Source organism: Gordonia ajococcus, from assembly GCF_012974285.1.
GTDB classification, from domain to species: domain Bacteria; phylum Actinomycetota; class Actinomycetes; order Mycobacteriales; family Mycobacteriaceae; genus Gordonia; species Gordonia amicalis.
Genome location: NZ_CP052884.1, coordinates 3,165,230 through 3,189,569 on the forward strand (window position 1 = coordinate 3,165,230; position 24,340 = coordinate 3,189,569).

Consider the following 24,340-nt stretch of genomic DNA (forward strand, 5'->3'; position numbering starts at 1 on the left):
GCGCCGAACCAGGGCGCGTCATCCGGCCATCGTCGACAAAGTGTGCCGGCGATAACCCTGCAAGTATCCCACACGGTGGTCGGATGACCGCAAAGTATGCGCGTTTGAGCCGCGCGTCGAACCGAGGGAACCTCGGTCAGCCTGCGAGTTCGGGGAACCAGAGAGCGATCTCACGCTCGGCCGATTCCGGCGAGTCCGAGCCGTGGACCAGGTTGTACTGGGTGTTCAAGGCGTAGTCCGCGCGGATGGTGCCGGGCACCGCCTTATCGACGGGATCGGTGCCGCCGGCGATCTGCCGGAAGGCGGCGACGGCGCGCGGGCCCTCGAGGACGGCCGCGACCAGCGGGCCGGAGGTGATGAACTCCAGCAACGAGGGGTAGAAGGGCTTGCCCTCGTGTTCCGCGTAGTGGCCGCGGGCGACCTCGTCGCTTGCGGTCTTGAGCTCGAGAGCCACAAGAGTGAGCCCCTTGCGCTCGATGCGGCTGATGATGTCGCCGACGAGCAAGCGTTGGACGCCGTCCGGCTTGATGAGTACGAGAGTGCGTTCAGTCACGCCTCACACCTTAACGACCGGCGACCGGATTCCGACGGTCAGGCGCAGTACTCACCGGCGACCGGGAAGAAGCCGTAGTTGAACAGGCTGCCCGACCGCGACTGTGGGTCGACGACGACCTGGAGACACCCACCGGGCGAGGCCAACGCACCGGCGAGAGCGAGGTCGAATTGTTGCGCGAGAGCAAGATTCGCCGGACGGTACTGGGCGGGCACCGGCAACGTCGCGATGGCCTCGGGCGCCTTCATACCCGCCGCGCGCTTGGTGACGGAGTGGGTCGCGAGGTAGCTGAACTCTCCCTGCGAGACGGGAACCGGAGCGCCTGCCTCGGGTACCGCGAACGCTTCCAGGGCCGGCGGCGTCTGCTCAGGTGCGGGTGCCGCCGAGGCGACGGCGGGCGCGGCCAGAGCGAATGCCGCCGCACCGGCGAGGGCCATTCCGGCCGAGCGGCCGATTCGGGCGGAGGTGCGGGGGCGATCAGAACCGGAGGGGGTCCGGGAAAACAGGAACTGCACGTACGTCCTCACGTTGGATGTCGTCACGATGGCGGGTTGCGGTGGGATGAAGCCAGGCGGGAACTCGCCGGCTCCCCACGGCTTGCGCCATTGTTGCAGCAACCCTCGCGGTCCGCTCCCGTTCGCCGATAACGGTCCGGACACAGGTCTTGCGACCACCAAACCGCTGTCGGGACAGCGTTGACTCCCCAGGTGGGACGTGCGTCAGTCGATCGGTTCCTGACCGGGGAGCATGCCCAGTTCGACGCGTTTCTCCACATCTCGCTTGATGTAGACGATGTAGAGCCAGACCGATCCGAAGACCACACCGACGACGGCGATGGACCAGTGGAAGATGCCACCGACGATCACCGCCATCTGCAGGCCGAGGTCGAGCTTGAGCGCGTACGGGCGGCCCTGCATCCCTGCGGCCGCGATCATCGCGAGCACGAGGAGGGTCAGGTATCCGCCGGACAGCCAGGTCAGGCCGCCGCCGAGTCGCCAGACGATCGGGAACGCCAGGATGATCACGATGACCTCGAGGATCATCGTCCCGGCCATCACCCCGCGCAGGCCCTTCCACGGGTCGTTTGTGGGCGGCGTGTACCGGGTCATGAGGGTTCCTTACCGAACAGGGTGCGGGCGGCGCCGGCGGTCACGACCGACCCGGTGATGACCACTCCCGCACCCGAGACACGCTGACCTTCGGAGTCCTCCGCGAGGGCGATGGCTTCTTCGACGGCGTCGGGCAGGAACGGCTTGACGACGACCCGTTCCTCGCCGAACACCGCGTGTGCGTACTCTGCGAGCGTCTCGGCGTCGAGGGCACGCGGCGAACCGTTGTTGGTGATGACGACGGCGTCGAACACGGGCTCGAGAGCCTCGAGTAGTCCTCGGGCGTCCTTGTCGCCGAGCACTCCGATGACGCCGATGAGGCGGCGGAAGTCGAACTCCTCGGCCAGCGCCTGAGCCAATGCGGTCGCGCCGTGCGGATTGTGCGCGGCGTCGGCGAAGACCGTCGGTGCGCTGCGCAGCCGCTCGAGCCGTCCGGGGTTGCCGACGGCGGCGAACCCGCTCCGGATCGCGTCGATGTCGAGCTGGCGATCGGGGCCGGCACCGAAGAATGCCTCCACCGCGGCGAGGGCCAGAGACGCGTTGGCGGCCTGGTGGGCGCCGTGCAGCGGCAGGAAGACCTCGTCGTAGACGCCGCCGAGTCCCTGGATTCTCAGCATCTGGCCGCCGACGGCGGTGGCCGAGTCGAGAACCGCGAACTCCGAACCCTGACGGGCGACGACCGTGCCCGCCTCGACGGCAGCGCGCAGCAGTACGTCCATCACCTCGGGGCTCTGCTCGGCGATGATCGTGACCGGGTCGACGGCGCCGAGTGCGCCGGGCTCGCCGGGTTTGATGATCCCTGCCTTCTCCCCCGCGATGGCGGTGAGCGTGTCGCCGAGGTAGTCGGCGTGGTCCATCGCGATCGGCGTGATGACCGAGACGATTCCGTCGATGACGTTGGTGGCGTCCCAGCGTCCACCCATGCCGGTCTCGACCACCGCGACGTCGACCGGGGCCTCGGCGAAGACCGCGTAGGCCATCGCGGTCAGCACCTCGAACTTGCTCATCCGCGGGCCGCCCGCGGCGGTCGAGCTGTCGTCGACCATCGTGATGTACGGCTCGAGCTCGCGGTAGGTGTCGATGTAGGTCCGCGCGCGGATCGGTTTGCCGTCGACCGAGATCCGCTCGGTGACCCGCTGCAGGTGCGGGCTCGTGATCCGGCCGGTCCGGCGGTGCAGGGCGGTCATCAGCGCATCGATCATCCGCGTCACCGACGTCTTGCCGTTGGTGCCCGCGACGTGGATCGCGGGGTAGCTGTGCTGGGGCGACCCGAGCAGGTCCATCAGGGCCGCGATGCGCGTCAGCGACGGTTCGATCCTGGTCTCGGGCCAGCGGGTGTCGAGTTCGGCCTCGACCTCGGCGAGTTCGGCGAGATCGTCTGCACTGTCGTGGACGGTCAGCGGCGGCCGGTCGGTCTCGGCGTCCGCCGCTCGTTCCTCCGCGTCGAGTAGCTCCGACAATCCCAGCGGATCCTCGCCGACGACGGCGGGATCCTCTTCCGGGAAGCCGGTCTCGTCGCTCACGCGCCGCCGGCCAGACTCGCCAGCTTCGCGTTCAGCCGCTCGACCTCTTCGGTGGCGATCCGCTGGCGGTTCCGGATCTTGCTCACCACCTGGTCGGGAGCCTTGGACAGGAACTGCTCGTTGCCGAGTTTGGCCGAGGTGGTCGCCAGTTCCTTCTCGGCGACCGCCAGGTCCTTGGTGAGACGCTTCCGTTCGGCTTCGACGTCCACGGTTCCGGAGGTGTCGATGGCGACGGTGACGGTTGCGACGGACAGGCGGACCTCGATGGTCGCGGTGGCCCCGAAGCCGGGTCCGGCGGCATCGAGACGCGCCAGCGACTGCACGTAGGGCAGCAACGGCTCGAGGCCGGACTCCCCCAGTCCGTCGAACTGGGCGGCGACCCGCTGCCCCGGACGCAGTCCCTGGTCGCTGCGGAAGCGGCGCACCTCGGTGATGAGGCGCTGCAGATCGGCGATGCGAGCCGCCGAATCGGTCGACCAGTCGCGTCCCGACGGGGTCGGCCACTCGGCGATGACGAGCGATTCGCCCCCGGTGAGCGTCTTCCACAGCACCTCGGTGACGAAGGGCATCACCGGCGACAGCGCGCGAAGCAGCGGTTCGAGAACCGCACCGAGCACGACAGATGTTGTCTCCGAACGCTTCTCGTCATTCTCGGCGAACTGGACCTTGGCCAGCTCGAGGTACCAGTCGCACACCTCGTCCCAGGCGAAGTGATAGAGCGACTCGCAGGCCTTGGAGAACTCGTAGGACTCGAAGCCGGCGTCGACCTCGGCGAGCACCTCGTCGAGACGGCCGAGAATCCACCGGTCGGCGTCGGTCAGGGCCGACGCATCGGGCAGCTCGGCGACCTTGGCGCCGTTCATCAGCGCGAACTTGGTCGCGTTGTACAGCTTGGTCGCGAAGTTGCGCGACGACTGGGCGTGATCCTCGCCCACCGAGATGTCCGCGCCCGGGTTGGCACCGCGAGCCAGGGTGAAGCGCAGCGCGTCGGCCCCGAAGCGCTCGACCCAGTCGAGCGGATCGATGCCGTTGCCCTTCGACTTCGACATCTTGCGGCCGTGCTCGTCGCGGACCAGGCCGTGCAGGAACAAATTGTGGAACGGGATCTCGTTACCCGGACCCAGATCCTTGCCGACGTAGGTCCCGAACATCATCATCCGCGCCACCCAGAAGAACAGGATGTCGTATCCGGTGACGAGAACCGAGGTGGGATAGAACTTCTCGAGATCGTCGGTCTTCTCCGGCCAGCCCATGGTGGAGAAAGGCCACAGGCCCGAGGAGAACCAGGTGTCGAGGACGTCGGTTTCCTGGACGTATCCCTCCGGCGCCTCCTCATCGGGTCCGACGCACACGACCTCGCCGTCCGGGCCGTACCAGATCGGGATGCGATGTCCCCACCACAGCTGACGCGAGATGCACCAGTCGTGCATGTCGTCGACCCAGCCGAACCAGCGCGGCTCCATCGACTTCGGGTGGATCACCGTGGACCCGTCCCGGACGGCGTCGCCGGCGGCCTGCGCCAGCGACGAGACGTCGACCCACCACTGCATCGACAGGCGGGGTTCGATCGGCTCACCGGTGCGCTCGGAGTGTCCGACGCTGTGCAGGTACGGACGCACCTCCTTGACGATGCGCCCCTGCTCGGCGAGGGCTTCGCGGACCTTGACCCGCGCCTCGAAACGGTCCATGCCGTCGAATTGAGTTCCCGTGTCGGCGATTCGGGCCGATTCGTCCATGATCGTCGGCATCGGCAAGTTGTGCCGCTGGCCGAGCGCGAAGTCGTTGGGGTCGTGCGCCGGGGTGATCTTCACTGCGCCGCTGCCGAATTCGGGGTCGACGTAGTCGTCGGCGACGACCGGGATCTTCCGATCGAGGAACGGGTGCGGCAGTTCGGTGCCGATCAGATGCGCGTAGCGCTCGTCGTCGGGGTGCACGGCGATCGCGGTGTCGCCGAGCATCGTCTCCAGACGCGTCGTGGCCACCACGATGTGGGGTTCGGAGTCGTCGAGGGAGCCGTACCGGAAGCTGACGAGTTCACCCTCGACGTCGGCGTAGCTGACCTCGATGTCACTGACCGCGGTCTTGAGGACCGGAGACCAGTTGACCAGACGCTCGGCCTGGTAGATCAGCCCGTCGTCGAACATCTTCTTGAAGACGGTGTGCACCGCGCGTGACAGACCCTCGTCCATCGTGAAGCGCTCGCGGGACCAGTCGACGCCGTCACCGAGGCGACGCATCTGCTCGCCGATGTTGCCGCCGATCTCGGCCTTCTCGGCCCAGACGCGCTCGATGAAGGCCTCGCGGCCCAGGTCGTCGCGGGTCTTGCCCTCGGTGGCCAGCTTGCGCTCGACCATCGTCTGCATCGCGATCGCCGCGTGGTCCATGCCGGGCAGCCACAGCACCTCGTAGCCCTGCATCCGGCGACGGCGCGACAACGCGTCCATGAGGACGTGCTCGTACGCGTGGCCCATGTGCAGCGACCCGTTGACGTTGGGCGGCGGGATCACGATGGAGAACGGGGGCTTGTCACTCTCGGCGTCGGCGGTGAAGTAGCCGGCATCGACCCAGCCCTGGTAGAGCGTCGCCTCGTGCTGGGCGGGGTCCCAGGATTTCGGCAACTCGTTCTCGGGCGGCGCGGATGTGGGGTCGAGTGATGTCACGGCCGCCATTCTATGTTTCCGCCGGGTGTGACCTCGCCCCGGACCTCACGTGAGTACGCGGCAGCGGCGCGTCGGTTCATGCGGTCTCGGCCGGAAGGGCCGGCCCGAGGAGAAGTCCGCCGTCGATGACGTACTCCGATCCCGTGATGAACGACGCGTCGGACGACGTGGGGAACACTCGAGCGCTGCCGTTTCGGGTGAGACCACGAACGGCCCACTTGCCGGCGACGTATGGCGCGTCGAGCGCCGTGCCGCCCGCCCGGCAGGAGGTGTCGGCGACCCGGCCGCGCAGGTCAACTCGTCGACACACGCAGCCGGTGCACGTCCTCGGGCGCGTTCACGTTCACGAGCCAGTCGGCGTCGGAGACGCCCACCCGGTGGGCGTTGAGGGCGTCGATCGCACCGAGCATCCGGCGTTCGCCGCCGGCCACGAGATCGGCGATCACCGGGCCCGCGTCGGTGCGGTAGATCCCGGCCATCGGATGGTCGCGCTGTGCGTCGCGGGCGATCACCGCCTGGGTCGAGCCGGTCAGCCCCCGACGTAGTTCGTCGATGAGCTCGGGGGCGATGAGCGGCATGTCGGTGGCGCAGACGAAGGCGAGGTCGGCGCCTGCGGCCGCGGCCTTGGCCAGGCCCGCGACCAGGCCACCCAGAGGGCCGGTCCCCTCCTGTTCGTCGGTCACCCAGTGCACCTTGGACCGGTCGATGCCGGGGGCGGCGCGGTCGCGGATGTCATCGATGCCGCGGAAGGCCGCGGACGTCTCGCCGGCCACCACCAGCACCGGGTCGCACCGCTGCGCGACGACCCGCACGACGCGGGCGAGCATCGGCTCGCCTTCCCAGTCCAATGCCGCCTTGTCGCTGCCCATGCGCCGTGAGCGCCCGCCGGCCAGCACGATCGCCGCGAGTTTCGAACCGTCTGATCCCGTGTCTTGAGTCACAGCTCCCAGTGTGCGTGATCCGTCACCGCGGCGAGGCGAGATGGTCATCATGCCCCACGACGAAGCCTGTGCGTCAGGCGGTCTTGTCGCGACGCTCGTCGCTCGACGCCTTGCGCGGCACGATCGTCGGCAATACGTTGTCGCGCACCGTCTCACCGGTGACGACGACCTTCTCGACGTCGTCCCGGCTCGGGATGTCGTACATCACCGGAAGCAGCACCTCTTCCATGATGGCGCGCAGACCACGAGCACCGGTGCCCCGATGGATCGCCTGGTCGGCGACCGCCTCGAGAGCGTCCTGGGTGAACTCGAGTTCGACGTTGTCCATCTCGAACAGCCGGGTGTACTGCTTCACCAGTGCGTTCTTCGGCTCCGACAGGATGCTCACCAGTGAGGCCTTGTCGAGGTTGGTCACCGACGCGACGACCGGCAGACGGCCGATGAACTCCGGGATCAGGCCGAACTTGATCAGGTCCTCGGGCATGACGTCGGCGAACTGATCGGTCGTGTCGACGTCGTCCTTGCTCGCCACGTCGTTGCCGAAGCCCAAGCCCCGCTTGCCGATTCGCTCGGACACGATCTTCTCGAGACCCGCGAACGCACCCGCGACGATGAACAACACGTTGGTCGTGTCGATCTGGATGAACTCCTGATGCGGATGCTTGCGCCCACCCTGGGGCGGCACCGACGCCTGAGTGCCCTCGAGGATCTTCAGCAGAGCCTGCTGAACGCCCTCGCCGGACACATCGCGGGTGATCGACGGGTTCTCGCTCTTGCGGGCGATCTTGTCGACCTCGTCGATGTAGATGATGCCGGTCTCGGCGCGCTTGACGTCGTAGTCGGCGGCCTGGATCAGCTTCAGCAGGATGTTCTCGACATCCTCACCGACATAACCGGCCTCGGTGAGAGCGGTCGCGTCGGCGATGGCGAACGGCACGTTCAGCATCTTGGCCAGTGTCTGCGCGAGGTACGTCTTGCCACATCCGGTCGGGCCGAGCATCAGGATGTTCGACTTCATCAGCTCGACGGTCTCGCCCGTGCGGGAGTCCTTCTTCTCCCCCGCCTGGATGCGCTTGTAGTGGTTGTAGACGGCCACCGCGAGCGTGCGCTTGGCGGTGTCCTGACCGATGACGTACTTCTCGAGGAAGTCGCGGATCTCCGCGGGCTTCGGGAGCTCGTCGAGTTTCACGTCGCCGTTCTCGGCGAGCTCCTCCTCGATGATCTCGTTGCAGAGGTCGATGCACTCATCGCAGATGTACACGCCGGGACCGGCGATGAGCTTCTTCACCTGCTTCTGACTCTTCCCGCAGAAAGAGCACTTCAGCAGGTCGCCGCCGTCTCCGATTCGTGCCATCTCGCGTAGTACCTACTTCCTCGTTGCCGGACTGTCGTCATGGTCCGTCGCGTCGCACGCAGCCGGGCACGGGTCATCTGAACGACATCCGAATGCCCAGTAACCCGACGGTACCCGCGCACCGCTCGAACTTCGACCGATAAGGCCAAATGTCGCGACAGAAAATCCCCGCGACTCCTGTGCTGTTTGCGTTGCCGTCAGGACTTCTTCATCGACTTCTTGCGGTACTCGAAGACCTCGTCGATGATTCCGTATTCCTTGGCCGCCGCGGCGGTCAGGATGTTGTCGCGGTCGGTGTCCTTGCGGATCTTCGCCTTGTCCTGGCCGGTGTGGCCGGCCAGGATCTCGTCGAGCCGGTCGCGGATGCGCTCGATCTCGGCGGCCTGGATCTCGAGGTCGGAGACCTGGCCCTGGTAGGCGCCGCCGGTGCGCGGCTGGTGGATCAGGACGGTCGCGTTGGGCAGCGCGGCGCGCTTGCCCGGGGTGCCACCCGCGAGCAGGATCGCCGCCGCCGAGGCGGCCTCACCCAGGCACACGGTCACGATGTCGCAGTGGACGTACTGCATCGTGTCGTAGATGGCGAGCATGTCGGGCACGCTGCCGCCGGGCGAGTTGATGTACATCGTGATGTCGCGATCGGGGTCCTGCGACTCGAGGACGAGCAGCTGGGCCATCACGTCGTTGGACACGACCTGGTCGATCGGGGTGCCGACGAAGACGATGCGCTCCTCGAACAGCTTGGCGTAGGGGTCGTACTGGCGCTGACCGTTCGGGGTGTGCTCGATGAACTGCGGCAGGATGTAGCGCGCCTCGATGTTCTTGAGCGCCAACGCCGACGCGGGGATTCCGGCGGCGACCTCGGCGGGCATGCCGTCCAGGGAAAGGGAGTTGGTCATCTGTTGCTCCAATGAGTAGGTGTGGCTCGGAGGTGGCGGGGTGCTCGGGGCCGGGTCACTGCCCCGGACGCGAGATCACCTTGTCGACGAAGCCGTACTCTTTGGCCTCCTCGGCGGTGAACCACTTGTCGCGATCCGCGTCGGCCTCGATCTTCTCGAGCGGTTGACCACTGAACTCGGCGTTGAGCCGGTTCATCTCCTTCTTGGTGAGCGCGAACTGCTCGGCCTGGATGGCGATGTCGGCGGCGGTACCACCGATACCGGCGGACGGCTGGTGCATCATGATCCGCGCGTGGGGCAGGGCGTGGCGCTTGCCCTTGGCGCCGGCCGCGAGGAGGAACTGCCCCATCGATGCCGCCATGCCCATCGCGTAGGTGGCGACGTCGCACTCGGCGAGCTGCATGGTGTCGAAGATGGCCATGCCCGCGGTGACCGAGCCACCGGGCGAGTTGATGTAGAGGTGGATGTCCCTGGTCGGGTCCTCGGCGGCGAGCAGCAGGATCTGCGCGCACAGCCGGTTGGCGATGTCGTCGTCCACCTGGGTGCCCAGGAAGATGATGCGTTCGCGCAGCAGACGCTCGAACACCGAATCGGTCAGGTTCAACCCAGCCACACCCGAACTCATCGAGGGTGTGTGGATGGTCGGCTCACTCACGGGTTCCTACCTTTGCCTTGTTGTCATGACCTGTGCGCGCCGTCTCGGGCGTCGCACACGTTCCGATCTGTCTGATGACGTCCTCACCGACACTAACCAATCCACACCCCCCGGCACTCCCGAGGACACGTCTATTCGCTGAGAGCAGAACGGGCCATCACAGTGAATGGCGAATGCAGTTCGACGGATTCGACGACGATCGCCGGCCCCCGCGAACGGGGACCGGCGATCGGTGGTGGGAGTTGAGGCTCCGGCCGACTCAGTTGTCGGTGTCGGCGGCTTCGTCCGAATCGCCGTCCTCGTCCTTGCCCCCGAAGAACTCGGAGGTGTCGACGGTCGCGCCCTTGGTGTCGGTGACGGTGAACTCGCCGACGATGCCCGCCAGCGACTTGCCGCGACGGACGTCGGCGTAGACCGCGCCCACCTGGTTGGCCTGCGTCAGCTGCTGGATGAACTCCTGCGGCTGCATGCCGTAGCGCTGCGCGGTGAAGATGATCTGCTGGGTCAGCTCGTCCTGGCTGACCTCGGTCTCCTGCTGGTCGGCGATCGCGTCGAGGAGCAGCTGCTGCTTGACCGACTTCTCGGCCTCCTCGCGGGCCTCGGCGTCCCACTCCTCGCGGGTCTTGCCCTGCGCCTCGAGGAACTTCGCGACCTGCTCGTCGTCGTGGCCGAGAGCGTGGACGATCTGGTGCTGCTGGCCCTCGATCTCTTCCTCGACGACTTTCTCCGGCAACGGGACCTCGACGGTCTCGATCAGCTTCTCGAGCACGGCGTCGCGGATCTTGTTGGCCTGCTCGAGCTTCGCCGACTGCTCGACGCGCTCCGCCAGGCTCGCACGCAGCTCCTCGACGGTGTCGAACTCGCTGGCCATCTGGGCGAACTCGTCGTCGACCTCGGGGAGCTCGCGCTCCTTGACCGACTGCACGGTGACCTTCACCAGGGCCTCCTCACCGGCGTGGTCGCCGGCGACGAGCTTGGTGGTGAATTCCTTGCTCTCGCCGGCCTTCAGACCGATGAGGGCGTCGTCGAGTCCGTCGATGAGCTGGCCGGAGCCGACCTCGTGAGAGAGCCCCTCGGTGGTCGCCTCCTCGACAGCCTCGCCGTCGACGGTGGCCTCGAGATCGATCGAGACGAAGTCACCGTTCTCGATGCCGCGCTCGACACCCTTGAGGGTGCCGAAGCGGGCGCGCAGGCCCTCGAGCTGCTCGTCGACGGCAGCGTCGTCGATCTCGATGGCGTCGACCTCGACCGAGAGGGTCGAGTAGTCGGGCAGGGTGATCTCCGGGCGGACGTCGACCTCGGCGCTGAAGGTGACGGACTCGCCGTACTTCAGCTCCGACAGATCGATCTCCGGCTGGCCGATGGCCTTGGTCTCGGTCTCGGCGACGGCCTCCGAGTACTTGGCGGGGATGGCGTCGTTGACGACCTGCGCCAGGATCGAGTCGCGACCGACGCGGGCCTCGATCAGCTTGGCGGGCGCCTTGCCCGGACGGAAGCCGGGAATCCGGATCTGCTGGGCCAACGACCGGTACGCCCGGTCGAAGTCTGCGGACAGCTCCTCGAACGGGACCTCGACGTTGAGCTTCACTCGGGTCGGGGTGAGTTGCTCGACAGTGCTCTTCACGCCTGGTGCTCCTTATATCTGCGGTGGTGATGAAAGTTCGGTTCGGCGGTTGTGCCGCCGCGACCTACGCGGTCACATCGACAAGTCGGGATGACAGGATTTGAACCTGCGACCCTCCGCTCCCAAAGCGGATGCGCTACCAAGCTGCGCCACATCCCGCGGTCCGTGGTCGCGGTGTAGGCCTCATGGCCGACCGCGCATCAGGGCCAACAGAAGATAGTACGGGGCGCCTCCAGCGCCACGACCAACGGGTGCCCACCGCACCGACGCCCACCCCGATTTCCAGATCCGGCGCGCCGCCAGGTACAGTCACTCATCGCACGCGGCGTACCGGGTCACCGGTGATCGCGAGCACGCGGGTGTAGCTCAATGGTAGAGCCCTAGTCTTCCAAACTAGCTACGCGGGTTCGATTCCCGTCACCCGCTCCACAACGAGGCCACGCCGGCTCCGACGGCGAACCTCGACGAGAGTGCACGCCGACCGCCTGAGTCCGCGTGCATTCGCCGATCCGTCGGGTGCGTTCAGTACCGGTAGTCGTGAAACTCCCATTCGTACCAATACGGGTACGGACGGTAGTAGTGCCACGGGTACTCGTAGTCCTGCGGACGGGATCGTTCCACCCCGGGGGTCGAATCCGGTGAGTCGTCACCGGGGCCCGTCGAGATGACCGGCGGAGGACACGGCGCGTACTGACCGTTCTCGATGTACATCTGGCAGGGCTTGTCTTCCGCTACTGCAGATCCGGCGCCCAGGACGAGGACGCCGGCGAAGGCAGCAAGAGCGACGGTCGACCCCATCAAAGCTCGGTTCATGGGTCTGATCTCTCATCGAAGCTCAGCACCCCCCTCCGCGCGGAAATGTCTCCCGACCTGCGTGCCCTCCCCCGTTCACGCGCCCCGTCCTTCCCGAGTGCCGTCCTATACGTTGCTCCCCCGGGCCGCGAGATCGGGCAAGCTTCGCGAACCTGAAACCAGGCTGTGACCCACGACACATCCCGCGTAAGGTGGGGCCATGCCCTCTTCACACACCAAAACCCAGCGAAAGTGTCCGACCTGCGGGGCGCCGCTGTATCTACGCAGGGACACCACCGAATCCGAGATCGGCGTCAGCCGCGTCGACGTCATGCTCGTCTGTCGCGACGAGGCATGCACCCAGCCGGTGCGCCACCTCCGCACCGAGCACCCGCAACCCGCCTGACCCTCCGACGCCGCTCTGGGACAAGCGACCGGGTTGACACCATCGCGACAGGGACGATGATGTACGTCGTCGAGATGATCGGTCCAAGCGCCGCCGATTTGTGACGACCGTCACATGCAGCACGGTCGATGCGCTCACCACGGGTTTTTGCCAGCCCGCACCCGCTGTTTGCGATCGCGGCACCCGTGCGGGGGCGGCATTCTTTGGCCGCCCGACAACGGTTGTGTAACGATGGATTCGCGCTTTCAGATGTTATGCGCGAGACATTCATCGAACCGAAGGTACGACTAGTGCAGACCAATACTGAGCCGATCACGCGGTCTCGTCGACGCTCGACTCGACGCCTCACCGGGATCGCCGTCGGCGTCCTCGCCATGGCTCTCGCCCTCCCCGGCGTCGCGAACGCTGCACCGGTCACCGTGATCCCGGGTCTGCCCCCGGTGGAGATCCCGGTGATCCCCGGTCTGCCCACTCCGCCGGCACCGAGCGCCCCGAAAGCTCCGGAACCGCCGTCGAGCGCCACCACTCCGGAGAAGCCGGCCGACCCGGCGATCCCGAACGTGAAGACCCCGACCGGCTACATCGCACTCGCCGACGACAAGACCCACACCATCACCTGGTGGAAGAACGGCGAGGTCGTGAAGAAGATGCCGATCTCGATGGGTTCGGACAAGCACCCCACCCCGAACGGCGTCTACCACACCAAGGAAAAGTACCGCGACATGTACATGGACTCGTCCACGTACGGCGTGCCGGTCGACTCCGCCGAGGGCTACCGCACCTACGTCGAGTACGCGACCCGCATGTCCTGGGACGGCATCTTCATCCATGCCGCACCGTGGTCGGTCGCACAGCAGGGCAACAGCAATGTGAGCCACGGCTGCATCAACGTCACGACCGAGTACGGCAAGTGGGTTTACGACAACGTTCCGCGCGGGACCCCGATCGTGGTGCGCAACACCGTCGGCGGCCAGTACCAGGGCGACTGACCTCTCCCCCGCATCCGACTCCGACGAGGGCCGGTCACCGACACGGTGACCGGCCCTCGTCGTCGTATGGGTTCCTCATGCGGCCCGGACGGGACCCGGGGAAGGAGCGGGGACCTCACCGGCGAAGGTCGCCTGCACCTGGAGCCAACCCGCGATCACCTGGCATCCGGTCGAGGCGGGATCGGTGACGGACCCGCGACGGTACGGCTCGTACTGGTACGAGGTGTGGCGTCCGCCCGGCGAGTTCGTCAGCACGATCCCGAGAATCCGCATCATCGACGGCAGATAGCAGCGGATCTCCCACCACGCCGAGGCCAGTCGGTGAACGTCGCGCCGCCACTGCGACGGGCGCACCGCGGTGCGGCGCGCGTTCTGGAAAGCATTGCGGCGCAGTACCTCCCACGCATTGCATCCCCACCGGCCCAGTGCGGCGAAGGTCATCGTCCGCGTCAGGTCGGCGAAGTCACGGACGAGTGAGTCGGCACGCGCGTTGCAGATCACGTCGTCGGGAGCGCCCACCCACATCACCGGGAGTCCTGGCGGCAATTCCGCACCGGGACCCGCGACACCCCATCCGTCGCAGCCGGGTACCGCACCGGGCGGCTGGTGCGGGTCCGCGACGAGTCCGACGCCGAGAAGACGCGTGACGACGGGATCACCCCGCGTCCACAACCCGGCGAGCGCAGCCCGGATCACCACGGCTCCCTGCGAATAGCCCAGCAGGGCAACCGGTCCCGCCGTCCGCTCGAGCAGCCCGGACAGTCGTCGGGCGCCGATCGCCACGCTGTCGGCGAAGCTCATGCCGCCGGGGTGGGGTGCCGGACCGTAGCTCGCCGGGTAGGCGACCCAGCGGGAGTCGAATCGTTCGTCGAGTTCGTCGGTCACCGCCGAGAGAAGACCGACGACCTCGGTACGGACATCGCCGGGGTACGACTCACCGGTTCCACCCACCACGAACACCGTGATACCCGCCGGCGCGCCGTCATCGACGACGTGATCGCGGGCCTGGTCGTCGCTGTACACCCCATCCATCGTGGCGGCCGCACATGTGAGCGGACGTCAGACGACGCTGTGGGTTCGCTGAGATCCGCGAGCGCGTCCCACGACGGGGAGGATCAGAGCATGCCGCCGGGTGGCGGCTTGGCGACGTAGTCGGCCGTCTCGATGATCGCGATGAAGAATCCGCTCCCCTCGATCACGTTCGCGCTGTGGACCAGTCCGGCCGGGATGTAGATACTCGCCGGCGCCTCCACCACATACGACTCGTCGCCCAAGGTGATCTCGTACACCAGATGATCGAGGGACAGGAGGATGTTGATCTCGGGACAGTCGTGCACGTGCGGTTCGCAGTAATCGCGGTTCCCGGCCGACACGGCCCGCATCTCGTGGGCGACGACCCGCTTCTCTGCTTCGGGGAACAGATCGCCCCCGGCGAGCACGCGTCGGGTGACCGGTGCGTGGGATGCGCCGTGAAACGGCACGTCCTTCAGTGGCGAGATCTCACCGCGTGAGATCAGACCCGCGTGGACACGGGAGTCCTCGGCTATCGACACACTTTCCCCCAGTCTCGGCATGGGGCGCCCTGCCCCGATCTTCCCGAGATATTACTGAGGTTTGCCTAGCCTTTCTATTCGGCCTCGCGTCACGTCTGACAGACGGGGCACCAATAGAGCTTGCGCGCATCGAGTTCGGCGAGCACGACCGGTGTACCGCAGATGCGACACGGCTCCCCTGCCCGGCGATAGACATAGGTCCGGGGACGGTTCGCCGCATACGCCGGCGCTCCGTGGTCGTCCTCAGGACGGACCACATGGATACGTCCCCGACGCACGCCAACCTTCATCAACGCCACGAGGTCGTGCCACATCTCGTCGAATTCGCTTCGGAGAAGCCGATTTCCGGGACGCATGGGATCGATCCCGGCACGGTAGAGAACTTCGGCGCGATACACGTTCCCGATGCCCGCGATGACTTTCTGGTCCATCAGCAGCGCACCGATCGGGCGCGACGACCGGGAGATGGCCGCCCACGCCCGTTCCGGGTCGGCGTCACGGCGGAGAGGATCCGGACCCAGCCTCGCGATCAGAGCGTCGAGGTCGGTGGGGTGGTAGAGCTCACACGCCGTCGGACCGCGCAGATCGGTACCGGTCTCCTCGCTCTCGATGCGCAGCCGAACCTGTCCGACCGGTTCGGGCAACGGTGCGGTCAGCTCGGTGAAGGCACCGTAGAGGCCGAGGTGGATGTGCACCATCCGCTCGGTCCGACCGTCGCGATAGCGGTGCAGCAGGTGTTTGCCCCACGCCTCCGCAGCGTGGAAGGTCATCCCGTCCACGGCGGCGGCGCCGTCGGCGAATCGCCCCTGAGGGCTGCTCACCCGGACCCGGCGACCCCCGAAGAGTCGCTGCTGCCGGCGGGCGAGCCGGTGCAGGGTGTGGCCCTCGGGCACCGGTCAGGCCGGCGGCTGCGGGACCTCGGGAGCCACGCCGGTGCGCTCGTACTCGGCGAGGATGTCGATGCGGCGCTGGTGACGCGGCTCCTCCGACCACGAAGTGGCCAGGAAGGCGTCGACGATAACGAGGGCTTCCTCGGTCGAGTGCATGCGCCCGCCGATGCCGATCAGCTGGGCGTTGTTGTGCTGGCGGGCGAGCTGCGCGGTCTCCACGCTCCAGGCCAGTGCGCAGCGGGCGCCGGGCACCTTGTTGGCCGCGATCTGCTCGCCGTTGCCGCTACCGCCGAGCACGATGCCCAGGCTGCCGGGATCGGCCACGGTCCGAGCCGCGGCGTCGATGCAGAAGGCCGGGTAGTCGTCGAGGGCGTCGTAGACGTGGGCGCCGCAGTCCACCACCTCGTGGCCGTTCGCCTTCAGATGGTCGGCGATCTGGTTCTTGAGTTCGAATCCGGCATGGTCGGCACCGAGATAGACACGCATGGCGCCACTATAGATTGAGGGCGTGGACACGCCTGCGCCCATCCCCCGAGCGTCGATGAACCCGATCCCGAACGTGCCCGGGGTCGTCGATCCCCTCCCGGAAACAGCTCCCGATCCGTCACGACACTGGCTGCGAGCGGCCCGCTTCGCCGTGCGCCCGCAACTGCATCCCTGGGAAGTCCCCGTCCTGATCCTCGTCATCCTGACCACGACGGTGCTCTACGCGGCGATCATCATCCTCGTCGCACTCGGCATGGTGAACCAGATCCTGTTGGGCGCGTTGGCCTTTCCGTTGGTGTTGTTCGTGATCCGCGGTCTCACCTATGCGACGCCGCGGGTGAACGGTGTGCAGATGACGCCCACCCAGTTCCCGGAGGGCCATCGGATGGTGGTCGAGGCCGCCGCCCGCTTCGGTCTGGAGTACGTGCCGGACGCCTACGTCGTACTCGGCAACGGGCAGATCAATGCCTTCGCCTCCGGCCACGGGTTCCGGCGATTCGTCGTGGTCTACTCCGACCTGTTCGAGGTCGGCGGTGCCGCCCGCAGCCCGGAGGCGCTGGAGTTCATCATCGGCCACGAGGTCGGACACATCGCAGCCGGTCACACGTCGTACTGGCGTCAGTTGGCGACGGTCCTCGGGACGAGCATCCCGCTACTCGGCGGCGCCCTCTCGCGAGCACAGGAGTACAGCGCCGACAACTACGGCTACTACGCGAAGCCGGTGGGCGCACCGGGGGCGATCGGTGTCCTGGCCGCCGGAAAGTACATGCTGTCCGCGGTCGATTTCGACCAGTTCGCCGACCGCGCCACCCACGAACGCGGATTCTTCGTGCATCTGGTCAACGCGATCTCGACCCATCCGGTCCTCACCTGGCGCGCCGCGGCTCTCCGTGACCGCACCCGGGCCGGAGCGATGCTGCTCCGGCCGCGCCGGATCGTCCGCGGCGTCGGCAGCGGGAACGTCGTGACCGTGCCGCCGCCACCGCACCCGGCCTCGGTGCCGCCCGGTTCGCTCCCGAACGGTCTCGAGCTCCCGCCCCGGTTCTGAAGCGCCGAGGGAGGACTTCGGCGGGACCGGGTACTCATTCCCTCCCGCCACCCTGGTTCCAGTTCTGCGCCGGCCGGGCGCCGTCGAGGGTCAGTCGAACTCGGGATCCTCGGTGCGGCTGCGCTTGAGTTCGTAGAAGTGCGGGTACGAGGCGAGTGCGAGCGCACCGTCCCACACCTTGCCGGCGTCCTCTCCACGCGGGATGCGAGAGAGCACCGGACCGAAGAAGGCGACGCCGTTGACGTGGATCGTGGGTGTGCCGACGTCGTCGCCGACCTTGTCCATGCCCTCGTGGTGGCTCTTGCGGATGGCGTCGTCGAACTCCTCGGAGTCGGCGGCCTGCGCCAGCGAGGCGTCGAGTCCGAGCTCGGCCAGCGCGCCGGCGATGACCTGGTCGAAGTCCTTGTTCCCCGCGTTGTGGATGCGCGTGCCCATCGCGGTGTAGAGCGGGGCGAGGATCTAGTCGCCCTTGTGTGCCGCGGCGGCCGCGATGACGCGGACCGGGCGCCACGCACCCTTGAGTGCCTCGCGATACTCCTCGGGGATGTCCTTGCCCTCGTTGAGAACCGCAAGGCTCATGATGTGGAAGTTCACGTCGATCGGCCGGACCTTCTCGGCCTCGAGAATCCACCGTGAGGTGATCCAGCACCACGGACAGAGCGGGTCGAACCAGAAGTCGACACGATCGGTGGTGGACTGGCCCTGCTCTGACATCGTCTGCTCTGACATCCTCGGCGTCCTCTCAGAAGTTGTGGTCGAGCTCGACCGTACCGGCGGCACCGCCAACCCGGCTCAACAGCCATAGGGGCCCGGCTGTTCCCCGTTTGTGATGTGTGCGGCGAAAATTCGCGACGAATCCGGTTACGGTTTCTCGGGGGACGATTTTGCCACCGTTCTCGGAGAGGAAACGTCCATGTCGTCGCCGCCGCTCGATCCGGACTCCGGTCCCGGGCCGGCGGGCGGGCGTTCCAGTCCCCGGGGTCCGCGGGCGGAACAGATCATCCGGGCTGCGACGGCCCTCTTCCAGGACGCCGGGTACCGCAATGTCAGCATCGAACAGATCGGTGCCGCCGTTGGTCTGACCGGACCCGCGGTGTACCGCCACTTCCCCGGCAAACACGACATCCTCGTGCAAGCGCTGCTCACCCAGGTCGACCTGATGGATGAACTCGTGCGCGAGGCCGACGAGTATGCCGGCACACCCGAGGCCCAACTGTGGCGGTTTCTCGATCGCCTCGGCGATCTGACCGCCAACCAGGACGTGTCCATCCTCTGGCGCCGGGAGCAACGCCACCTCCGCCCCACCCAGCTCGAGCAGATGCGGAGCTACTTCACGAGGTTCAGCGACTACATCGCCGACAAGGTCGCCGCCGCGCGGCCGGATCTGTCATTCGACGACGGACGGCTACTCGGTTTCGCCGTCCTGAGCCTGTACTCCAACACCTCCGTCATCCGCGGGACGATGGCACCTGTACATGTGATGCAGATCCAGCGCGCCGTCGCGCATTCGATCATCAACTGCTCACTGCCCGAGACGAAACCGGACGCCACTCCGGCGATTCCGGTCACGCGGCGTCCGGCCGGCCGACATGAACGCATCCTCGACGCGGCGACGGATCTGTTCGCCGAGCGTGGTTTCCACGACGTCCGGATCGACGACATCGCGCGGGCGGCCGACATCTCCGTCGCCACCTTCTACCAGCAGGTTCCGGGCAAGACCGAGATCCTGCGGGCAGTCCTGGTCCGGGGAGTCGAGGGCATGCTCTATCTGACGACCCACGCCCTCACGGGCGTCGATCCCGGGGACGCCCTCGACGTGCTGATCTCGATTCATGTCGAGCAGGCACTCGGTGTCCACGGGCGGACCATCCCCGTCTGGACCCGCGACATCGTCTACCTCCCCGAGGCGGACCAGGATGCGTTGCGTTCGGCCCAGCGCGCGTACATCGCCGAATGGGTCGCCGCGATCCGTGCCCGGACGCCGGAACTGTCCGAGGCCGACGCCGCAGCCCTCACCCGGGCGTTCATCGGAGTGGCCGACGACATCGTCCAGGCCCCGGATCTGCGCGCACGTCCCGGGATCACCGACGACCTCGCCACGCTGTCGAAGACGATTCTGCAGCCTGTCGGTCTGCTGTCGAACGGCTGAGCACCGTCGGTCTCGATAAGCTGGCCGGTGTGACTGCTCCGAACCTCACCAGAGACCAGGCCCGCGAACGCGCCGCGATCGTCGACGTGTCGAATTACCGGATCGAACTCGACCTCACCGACGGGAAGGGTGCGCCCGGCACCGAGACGTTCCGTTCCACCTCCACGGTCACGTTCACCGCGACCGAGGGCGCCGAGACCTTCATCGACCTCGTCGCACCGACGCTGCACTCGGCGACCCTCAACGGCGTCGAGCTCGACGTCTCCGGCTTCGACGAATCCGCCGGCATCGTGCTGCCCGGCCTGGCCGCGGAGAACACCCTCACCGTGGTCGCCGACTGCGCCTACTCCAACACCGGTGAGGGACTGCACCGCTTCGTCGACCAGTCCGACGACTCGGTGTACCTGTACTCCCAGTTCGAAACCGCCGACGCCAAGCGCATGTTCGCCTGTTTCGACCAGCCCGACCTGAAGGCGACCTACACGCTCACGGTCACGGCCCCGGAGGACTGGAAGGTCATCTCCAACGCCGCACACGTGGAGACCGTCGCCGCCGAACCCGGAATCCATCGCTTCCGCGAGACCGCACCCATGAGCACCTACCTCGTCGCGCTCATCGCCGGACCGTACGCCGAGTGGACCGACGTCTACTCCGACGACCACGGCGACATCCCGCTCGGCATCTACTGCCGCGCCTCGCTCGCCGAGCATATGGACGCCGACCGGTTGTTCACCGAGACCAAGCAGGGATTCGCCTTCTACCACAAGAACTTCGGCATCCCCTACGCCTTCGGGAAGTACGACCAGCTCTTCGTGCCCGAGTTCAACGCGGGCGCGATGGAGAATGCCGGCGCGGTGACCTTCCTGGAGGACTACGTCTTCCGGTCGCGCGTCACCAAGTACCTCTACGAACGTCGCGCCGAGACCGTGCTGCACGAGATGGCGCACATGTGGTTCGGCGACCTGGTCACCATGCAGTGGTGGGATGACCTGTGGCTCAACGAATCCTTCGCCACCTTCGCCTCGGTGCTCTGCCAGTCGGAGGCCACCGAGTACACCAACGCCTGGACGACGTTCGCGAACGTCGAGAAGTCGTGGGCCTACCGGCAGGATCAGCTGCCCTCGACCCACCCGGTCGCCGCCGACATCCCCGACATCGCCGCCGTCGAGGTCAACTTCGACGGCATCACCTACGCCAAGGGCGCCTCGGTGCTCAAGCAACTCGTCGCCTACGTCGGCGTGGAGGACTTCCTCGCCGGCCTGCGCGACTACTTCGCCGCCCACAAGTTCGGCAACGCAACCTTCTCGGATCTGCTGGGCGCACTGGAGCGCTCGTCCGGTCGCGACCTGTCGGACTGGGGCGACCAGTGGCTGCGCACCACGGGCATCAACGTCATGCGTCCCGACTTCGAGGTCGACGGGTCCGGGGCGTTCACCCGGTTCACCATCGTCCAGGACGGCGCCGCCCCGGGCGCGGGCGAGACCCGCGTGCACCGGTTGCGCGTCGGCGTCTACGCCGACAACGGTTCGGGTGCGATCGAACAGACCCACAGCGTCGAACTCGACGTCGACGGCGAGCGCACCGACGTGCCCGGCCTGATCGGCGTGAACCGCGGAGATCTGGTGCTGCTCAACGACGGTGACCTCACCTACGCCTCGATCCGGCTCGATTCCGAGTCGCTGGCCACCGCGACCGCCCGAATCGGCGACATCACCGACTCGATGCCGCGCACTCTCGTGTGGTCGGCGGCCTGGGAGATGACCCGACAGGCCGAGATGCGTGCCCGCGACTTCGTCGAACTCGTGCAGCGCGGTATCGCTTCCGAGACCGAGATCGGCGTGGTGCAGCGTGTTCTGATGCAGGCGACCACCGCCATCGAGTCCTACGCCGATCCCGACTGGGCGGCCACGACCGGCCGGCCCGCGTTCAGCGCCCGCCTGCTCGAACTGGCCCGGGGAGCCGATGCCGGGTCCGACCATCAGCTCGCCTTCGTCAACACCTGGCTGGCCGGCAGGCTCAACGACGACCAGACCGACGTGGCGGGTGCCCTCCTCGAGGGAGCGGACCCGGCCGAACACGGTCTCGACGGGCTGGCCGTGGACACCGACCTCCGCTGGAAACTGGTGCGCGCGTTGGCGACCGCCGGTGCGATCGATCCGGAAGCCGATTCGACGCCGATCATCGACGCCGAGGCTCAGCGCGACAACACCGCCACCGGCACCCGTCAGGCCGCCGCGGCACGCGCGTCGCGACCACTCGCCGAGGCCAAGGGCGACGCCTGGTCGCAGGCGATCGACGACGATTCGCTGTCGAACATCTACACCCGCACCATGATCGAGGGCTTCGCACGTCCGGGCCAGGGCGAGCTGCTCGAGCCGTATGTCGAGAAGTACTTCGAGGCGGTCCCGCAGGTGTGGGCCCGACGCTCGAGCGAGGTCGCCCAGACCGTCGTCATCGGCCTGTACCCGAGCTGGGCGATGACCCAGCGGGCCCTCGATCTCGCCGAGGAGTTCCTGGCCGGTGATCATCCGCCCGCCCTCAAGCGGCTGATCTCCGAAGGCCGTGACGGCGTCGCGCGTTCGCTGCGGGCACGCGAGTTCGACGCGCAGGGCTGAGGATTCGCGGTATCGGTGGCTGTGGTCTCGGTGGCGCTGGTCAGCGTCGGCGCCACCGGTACCGCACCTGCGGCCGTCCGGCCGATCCGTACTGGCTGTCACGATCGAGCACACCGTCGTCGGAGAGCCGCTCCAGGTATCGCCACGCGGTGACCCGCGACGAGCCGAGCGCGCGGGCCACCTCCGAAGCGGTGAGCCCGTCGACACTGTCACGCACCGCGCGGCGGACCGCGTCCTCGGTCTGCGGCGCGGACCCTTTCGCCGACCCCCGGAGGTCCACGGCGCGCAGCTGCGCCAGCGCCCGGTCGACATCGCGCTGGCTGACCGCATCGGTATCACCGGCGAGCGCTTCCCGGTACCGCAGATACTGCTCGATCTTCTCGCGGAAGGCCGCGAAGGTGAAGGGTTTCAGCAGGTAGAGCAAGACCCCGCGGGACATCGCGTCGCGCACGGTCTGCAGGTCGCGTTGTGCGGTGATCGCGATGATGTCGGGAGCCGGACGCACCCCGGACAGCGCGGAGGCGAGGTCGGTGCCCCGGGCGTCGGGCAGACCGAGGTCGAGAAGCACCAGGTCGACGACATGGGTTCGCGCGGTGCGCAACGCCTCCTGAGCGGTGGTCACCGCTCCGACGACGTCGAAACAGCCGATGCGGCCGAGATAGTCACGGTGCGCCGCGGCGATGAGCGGTTCGTCCTCGACGATCAGCACCCGGATCACTGCGTCGCCCCCGCCCGTGACGGCACCGCCAGTATTCGCACCGTGACCACCGAACCGTAGGTGTTCTCCGCGGTCAACGTCCCATGGTGTCGCGCGACCACCTGGGCGACGAGTGCCAGACCCAGTCCGCGGCCCGCCTCGTCGCCACCGGACTTGGTGGAGTACCCGCGGGCTGTCGCCCGGCGGAAGAGATCGTCATCCATGCCGGAACCACTGTCGGCGACGACGATCTCGAGCGCTTCCTGGTCCCCGGTGACACCGACCTCGACCCACGGGTCGGCCGGATCGCACGCGTCGAGGGCGTTGTCGACGAGATTGCCCACCACGGTGACCATCTCTCCCGGCGACAGGATCTGGGTGGCGTCGGGCTGCTTCGTGCGCCTGGGACCGGAGCGCCTCGGCGAATCGTGTCATCGAGTCCAGTTCGCCGGTGATCTCGGCCAACTCGGTCCGGTCGCGGATCGTGACGACCGACGAGCGGCGTCGCCCGGACACCGGCGACCGGCTCACCAGCAGCACCCGCCCGCCCTCCGCATAGAGCTCGTCGGCGGCCGAAGCATCCGCACCGGTCAGGAACGCGGGCAGATCGCCTGCGGGCGTGTCGGTCCCGATTCGGAGGAGGCGTCGCGCCTCGTCGTTGACCAGAGCCGGTCGGCCGTCCTCGACGACGATCAATCCCTCGCGGACCGCGCGCAACACCGCGTCGTGGTGGTCGTACATGAGCCGGAGTTCCTCCGGTGCCAGCCCACCGGTTTGTCGCAGGAGGCGCCGCCGGATCCACCAGACGCCGACGACGGCTGTCACCAGTGCCGCGAACGCGGTGACCGCGATCGGCGGCAGCTCCCCGCGCCATGTCGACGTGAGCGAACGCTGGGTGATGCCCGCCGCCACCATGCCGACGACACGACCGTCGGTCGTCCGCACCGGCGCGATGGTGCGGACGGACGGGCCCAGGGTCCCGGTGTACGTCTCGGTCATCGTCTCACCGCGGAGGGCCGCGTCGATGCTGCCGATGTAGGCCGCGCCGATCAGAGCCGGATCGGTGTGGGTGTAGCGGGTGCGATCCGGACCGAGCACCGTGATGAACGCGATGCCGGTCGCCTTCCGGATCCGGTCGGTGACCGGCTGCAGGATCGCGCTCGGGTCCGGCGAGGTGAGCGCGGAGACCGTCGACGGTGACTCCGCCAGGCTGACGGCCACGGCGGTGACCTCGGCACGTGCGGCCCGGTCCCCGTCGACACGCGCGTCGACCGCAGCCAGGAGGCTGCCCGCGACGACCACCACCGCCACGACGACCAGCGCGAGAGCCGCGACCTGACCGGCCAGCGTTCGCGGATACCACCGCATTCCCGGCCCTCGATTCCTCACCGTGTTTCGAC

Annotated in this window: 22 protein-coding genes, 2 tRNA genes and 2 pseudogenes; 6 read left to right on the forward strand and 20 right to left on the reverse strand. The window is 67.5% G+C overall.

The window, feature by feature from the left end; all coding sequences use genetic code 11:
* Positions 1-136: 136 nt before the first annotated feature.
* The 12 genes from ndk to GAA2_RS14385 all read right to left on the reverse strand — a co-directional run bounded on the left by ndk (position 137) and on the right by GAA2_RS14385 (position 11,474).
* Positions 137-553 (reverse strand): nucleoside-diphosphate kinase, encoded by a 417-nt coding sequence (ndk, locus tag GAA2_RS14330; protein ID WP_024498370.1) that lies wholly within the window; start codon positions 551-553, stop codon positions 137-139.
* Between the two features lie 38 nt (positions 554-591).
* On the reverse strand, positions 592-1,068 hold the full coding sequence (locus GAA2_RS14335; protein WP_024498369.1) for a hypothetical protein: 477 nt from the start codon (positions 1,066-1,068) through the stop codon (positions 592-594).
* Positions 1,069-1,272: 204 nt separating this feature from the next.
* Positions 1,273-1,662: a DUF4233 domain-containing protein gene (locus GAA2_RS14340; protein ID WP_024498368.1), complete on the reverse strand. Its 390-nt coding sequence runs from the start codon at positions 1,660-1,662 to the stop codon at positions 1,273-1,275.
* Positions 1,659-3,185: a bifunctional tetrahydrofolate synthase/dihydrofolate synthase gene (gene folC, locus GAA2_RS14345; RefSeq protein WP_024498367.1), complete on the reverse strand. Its 1,527-nt coding sequence runs from the start codon at positions 3,183-3,185 to the stop codon at positions 1,659-1,661. Before folC ends, GAA2_RS14340 begins: the two co-directional genes overlap by 4 nt.
* Positions 3,182-5,854, reverse strand: coding sequence for a valine--tRNA ligase (locus GAA2_RS14350; protein ID WP_035760346.1), 2,673 nt, complete (start codon positions 5,852-5,854; stop codon positions 3,182-3,184). Before GAA2_RS14350 ends, folC begins: the two co-directional genes overlap by 4 nt.
* A 67-nt stretch (positions 5,855-5,921) precedes the next feature.
* Positions 5,922-6,155 (reverse strand): hypothetical protein, encoded by a 234-nt coding sequence (locus GAA2_RS23220; protein WP_232513100.1) that lies wholly within the window; start codon positions 6,153-6,155, stop codon positions 5,922-5,924.
* On the reverse strand, positions 6,139-6,786 hold the full coding sequence (locus tag GAA2_RS14360) for a molybdenum cofactor guanylyltransferase (protein ID WP_024498364.1): 648 nt from the start codon (positions 6,784-6,786) through the stop codon (positions 6,139-6,141). Before GAA2_RS14360 ends, GAA2_RS23220 begins: the two co-directional genes overlap by 17 nt.
* 73 nt (positions 6,787-6,859) lie before the next feature.
* A complete protein-coding gene (clpX, locus tag GAA2_RS14365; protein ID WP_024498363.1) occupies positions 6,860-8,140 on the reverse strand; it encodes an ATP-dependent Clp protease ATP-binding subunit ClpX in 1,281 nt (426 codons plus the stop codon).
* 197 nt (positions 8,141-8,337) lie between these two features.
* Entirely contained in the window at positions 8,338-9,036 is a 699-nt protein-coding gene (locus tag GAA2_RS14370) for an ATP-dependent Clp protease proteolytic subunit (RefSeq protein ID WP_024498362.1), read from the reverse strand.
* A 55-nt stretch (positions 9,037-9,091) separates the two neighbouring features.
* Positions 9,092-9,691 (reverse strand): ATP-dependent Clp protease proteolytic subunit, encoded by a 600-nt coding sequence (locus GAA2_RS14375; protein WP_024498361.1) that lies wholly within the window; start codon positions 9,689-9,691, stop codon positions 9,092-9,094.
* Positions 9,692-9,950: 259 nt separating this feature from the next.
* Positions 9,951-11,315, reverse strand: coding sequence for a trigger factor (gene tig / locus GAA2_RS14380; RefSeq protein ID WP_024498360.1), 1,365 nt, complete (start codon positions 11,313-11,315; stop codon positions 9,951-9,953).
* A gap of 85 nt (positions 11,316-11,400) precedes the next feature.
* A tRNA-Pro gene (locus GAA2_RS14385) sits at positions 11,401-11,474 on the reverse strand.
* Between the two features lie 196 nt (positions 11,475-11,670).
* On the opposite strand from GAA2_RS14385, the gene GAA2_RS14390 reads away from it, so the two are divergent.
* A tRNA-Gly gene (locus GAA2_RS14390) sits at positions 11,671-11,744 on the forward strand.
* 93 nt (positions 11,745-11,837) lie between these two features.
* Here the strand turns inward: GAA2_RS14390 and GAA2_RS14395 are convergent.
* Entirely contained in the window at positions 11,838-12,128 is a 291-nt protein-coding gene (locus GAA2_RS14395) for a hypothetical protein (RefSeq protein ID WP_024498359.1), read from the reverse strand.
* 199 nt (positions 12,129-12,327) lie between these two features.
* On the opposite strand from GAA2_RS14395, the gene GAA2_RS14400 reads away from it, so the two are divergent.
* Both GAA2_RS14400 and GAA2_RS14405 read left to right on the forward strand, forming a co-directional pair.
* Positions 12,328-12,513 carry a hypothetical protein gene (locus GAA2_RS14400; RefSeq protein ID WP_081712409.1) on the forward strand — a complete coding sequence of 62 codons (186 nt, stop codon included), beginning with the start codon at positions 12,328-12,330 and terminating at the stop codon, positions 12,511-12,513.
* Positions 12,514-12,767: 254 nt separating this feature from the next.
* A complete protein-coding gene (locus GAA2_RS14405) occupies positions 12,768-13,502 on the forward strand; it encodes a L,D-transpeptidase (RefSeq protein WP_232513099.1) in 735 nt (244 codons plus the stop codon).
* 75 nt (positions 13,503-13,577) lie between these two features.
* On the opposite strand, the gene GAA2_RS14410 is transcribed toward GAA2_RS14405, so the two are convergent.
* The 4 genes from GAA2_RS14410 to GAA2_RS14425 all read right to left on the reverse strand — a co-directional run bounded on the left by GAA2_RS14410 (position 13,578) and on the right by GAA2_RS14425 (position 16,431).
* Positions 13,578-14,534 (reverse strand): PE-PPE domain-containing protein, encoded by a 957-nt coding sequence (locus GAA2_RS14410; RefSeq protein ID WP_024498357.1) that lies wholly within the window; start codon positions 14,532-14,534, stop codon positions 13,578-13,580.
* Between the two features lie 83 nt (positions 14,535-14,617).
* Positions 14,618-15,076, reverse strand: a complete 459-nt coding sequence (locus tag GAA2_RS14415; protein ID WP_407043575.1) for a homocitrate synthase — start codon at positions 15,074-15,076, stop codon at positions 14,618-14,620.
* Positions 15,077-15,144: 68 nt separating this feature from the next.
* Positions 15,145-15,948, reverse strand: a complete 804-nt coding sequence (locus tag GAA2_RS14420) for an Fpg/Nei family DNA glycosylase (protein ID WP_024498355.1) — start codon at positions 15,946-15,948, stop codon at positions 15,145-15,147.
* Positions 15,949-15,951: 3 nt separating this feature from the next.
* Positions 15,952-16,431 carry a ribose-5-phosphate isomerase gene (locus GAA2_RS14425; RefSeq protein ID WP_024498354.1) on the reverse strand — a complete coding sequence of 160 codons (480 nt, stop codon included), beginning with the start codon at positions 16,429-16,431 and terminating at the stop codon, positions 15,952-15,954.
* 22 nt (positions 16,432-16,453) lie between these two features.
* Here GAA2_RS14425 and GAA2_RS14430 point away from each other — a divergent pair, with 22 nt between their 5' ends.
* The gene (locus tag GAA2_RS14430) at positions 16,454-17,479 is read left to right on the forward strand and encodes a M48 family metallopeptidase (protein ID WP_024498353.1); all 1,026 of its coding nucleotides are present in this window, start codon (positions 16,454-16,456) and stop codon (positions 17,477-17,479) included.
* A gap of 90 nt (positions 17,480-17,569) precedes the next feature.
* Here the strand turns inward: GAA2_RS14430 and GAA2_RS14435 are convergent.
* Positions 17,570-18,193 (reverse strand): annotated as a pseudogene (locus GAA2_RS14435) (DsbA family protein).
* A 199-nt stretch (positions 18,194-18,392) separates the two neighbouring features.
* Here GAA2_RS14435 and GAA2_RS14440 point away from each other — a divergent pair.
* Together GAA2_RS14440 and pepN are read left to right on the forward strand one after the other, a co-directional pair.
* Positions 18,393-19,628, forward strand: coding sequence for a TetR/AcrR family transcriptional regulator (locus GAA2_RS14440; RefSeq protein WP_024498352.1), 1,236 nt, complete (start codon positions 18,393-18,395; stop codon positions 19,626-19,628).
* A 29-nt stretch (positions 19,629-19,657) separates the two neighbouring features.
* Positions 19,658-22,243 carry an aminopeptidase N gene (pepN, locus tag GAA2_RS14445; protein ID WP_024498351.1) on the forward strand — a complete coding sequence of 862 codons (2,586 nt, stop codon included), beginning with the start codon at positions 19,658-19,660 and terminating at the stop codon, positions 22,241-22,243.
* Between the two features lie 40 nt (positions 22,244-22,283).
* On the opposite strand, the gene GAA2_RS14450 is transcribed toward pepN, so the two are convergent.
* A complete protein-coding gene (locus GAA2_RS14450; protein WP_024498350.1) occupies positions 22,284-22,961 on the reverse strand; it encodes a response regulator in 678 nt (225 codons plus the stop codon).
* A pseudogene (locus GAA2_RS14455) lies at positions 22,958-24,308 on the reverse strand (ATP-binding protein). Before GAA2_RS14455 ends, GAA2_RS14450 begins: the two are co-directional and overlap by 4 nt.
* Positions 24,309-24,340: the final 32 nt, after the last annotated feature.

Bases quoted from the DNA above. Each gene is read 5' to 3' on its own strand.
- GAA2_RS14340 (WP_024498368.1), bottom strand. From the start codon at position 1,662: ATGACCCGGTACACGCCGCCCACAAACGACCCGTGGAAGGGCCTGCGC.
- GAA2_RS14350 (WP_035760346.1), bottom strand. From the start codon at position 5,854: ATGGCGGCCGTGACATCACTCGACCCCACATCCGCGCCGCCCGAGAAC.
- clpX (WP_024498363.1), bottom strand. From the start codon at position 8,140: ATGGCACGAATCGGAGACGGCGGCGACCTGCTGAAGTGCTCTTTCTGC.
- GAA2_RS14370 (WP_024498362.1), bottom strand. From the start codon at position 9,036: ATGACCAACTCCCTTTCCCTGGACGGCATGCCCGCCGAGGTCGCCGCC.
- GAA2_RS14395 (WP_024498359.1), bottom strand. From the start codon at position 12,128: ATGAACCGAGCTTTGATGGGGTCGACCGTCGCTCTTGCTGCCTTCGCC.
- GAA2_RS14400 (WP_081712409.1), top strand. From the start codon at position 12,328: ATGCCCTCTTCACACACCAAAACCCAGCGAAAGTGTCCGACCTGCGGG.
- GAA2_RS14405 (WP_232513099.1), top strand. From the start codon at position 12,768: ATGCGCGAGACATTCATCGAACCGAAGGTACGACTAGTGCAGACCAAT.
- GAA2_RS14410 (WP_024498357.1), bottom strand. From the start codon at position 14,534: ATGGATGGGGTGTACAGCGACGACCAGGCCCGCGATCACGTCGTCGAT.
- GAA2_RS14415 (WP_407043575.1), bottom strand. From the start codon at position 15,076: ATGCCGAGACTGGGGGAAAGTGTGTCGATAGCCGAGGACTCCCGTGTC.
- GAA2_RS14425 (WP_024498354.1), bottom strand. From the start codon at position 16,431: ATGCGTGTCTATCTCGGTGCCGACCATGCCGGATTCGAACTCAAGAAC.
- GAA2_RS14440 (WP_024498352.1), top strand. From the start codon at position 18,393: ATGTCGTCGCCGCCGCTCGATCCGGACTCCGGTCCCGGGCCGGCGGGC.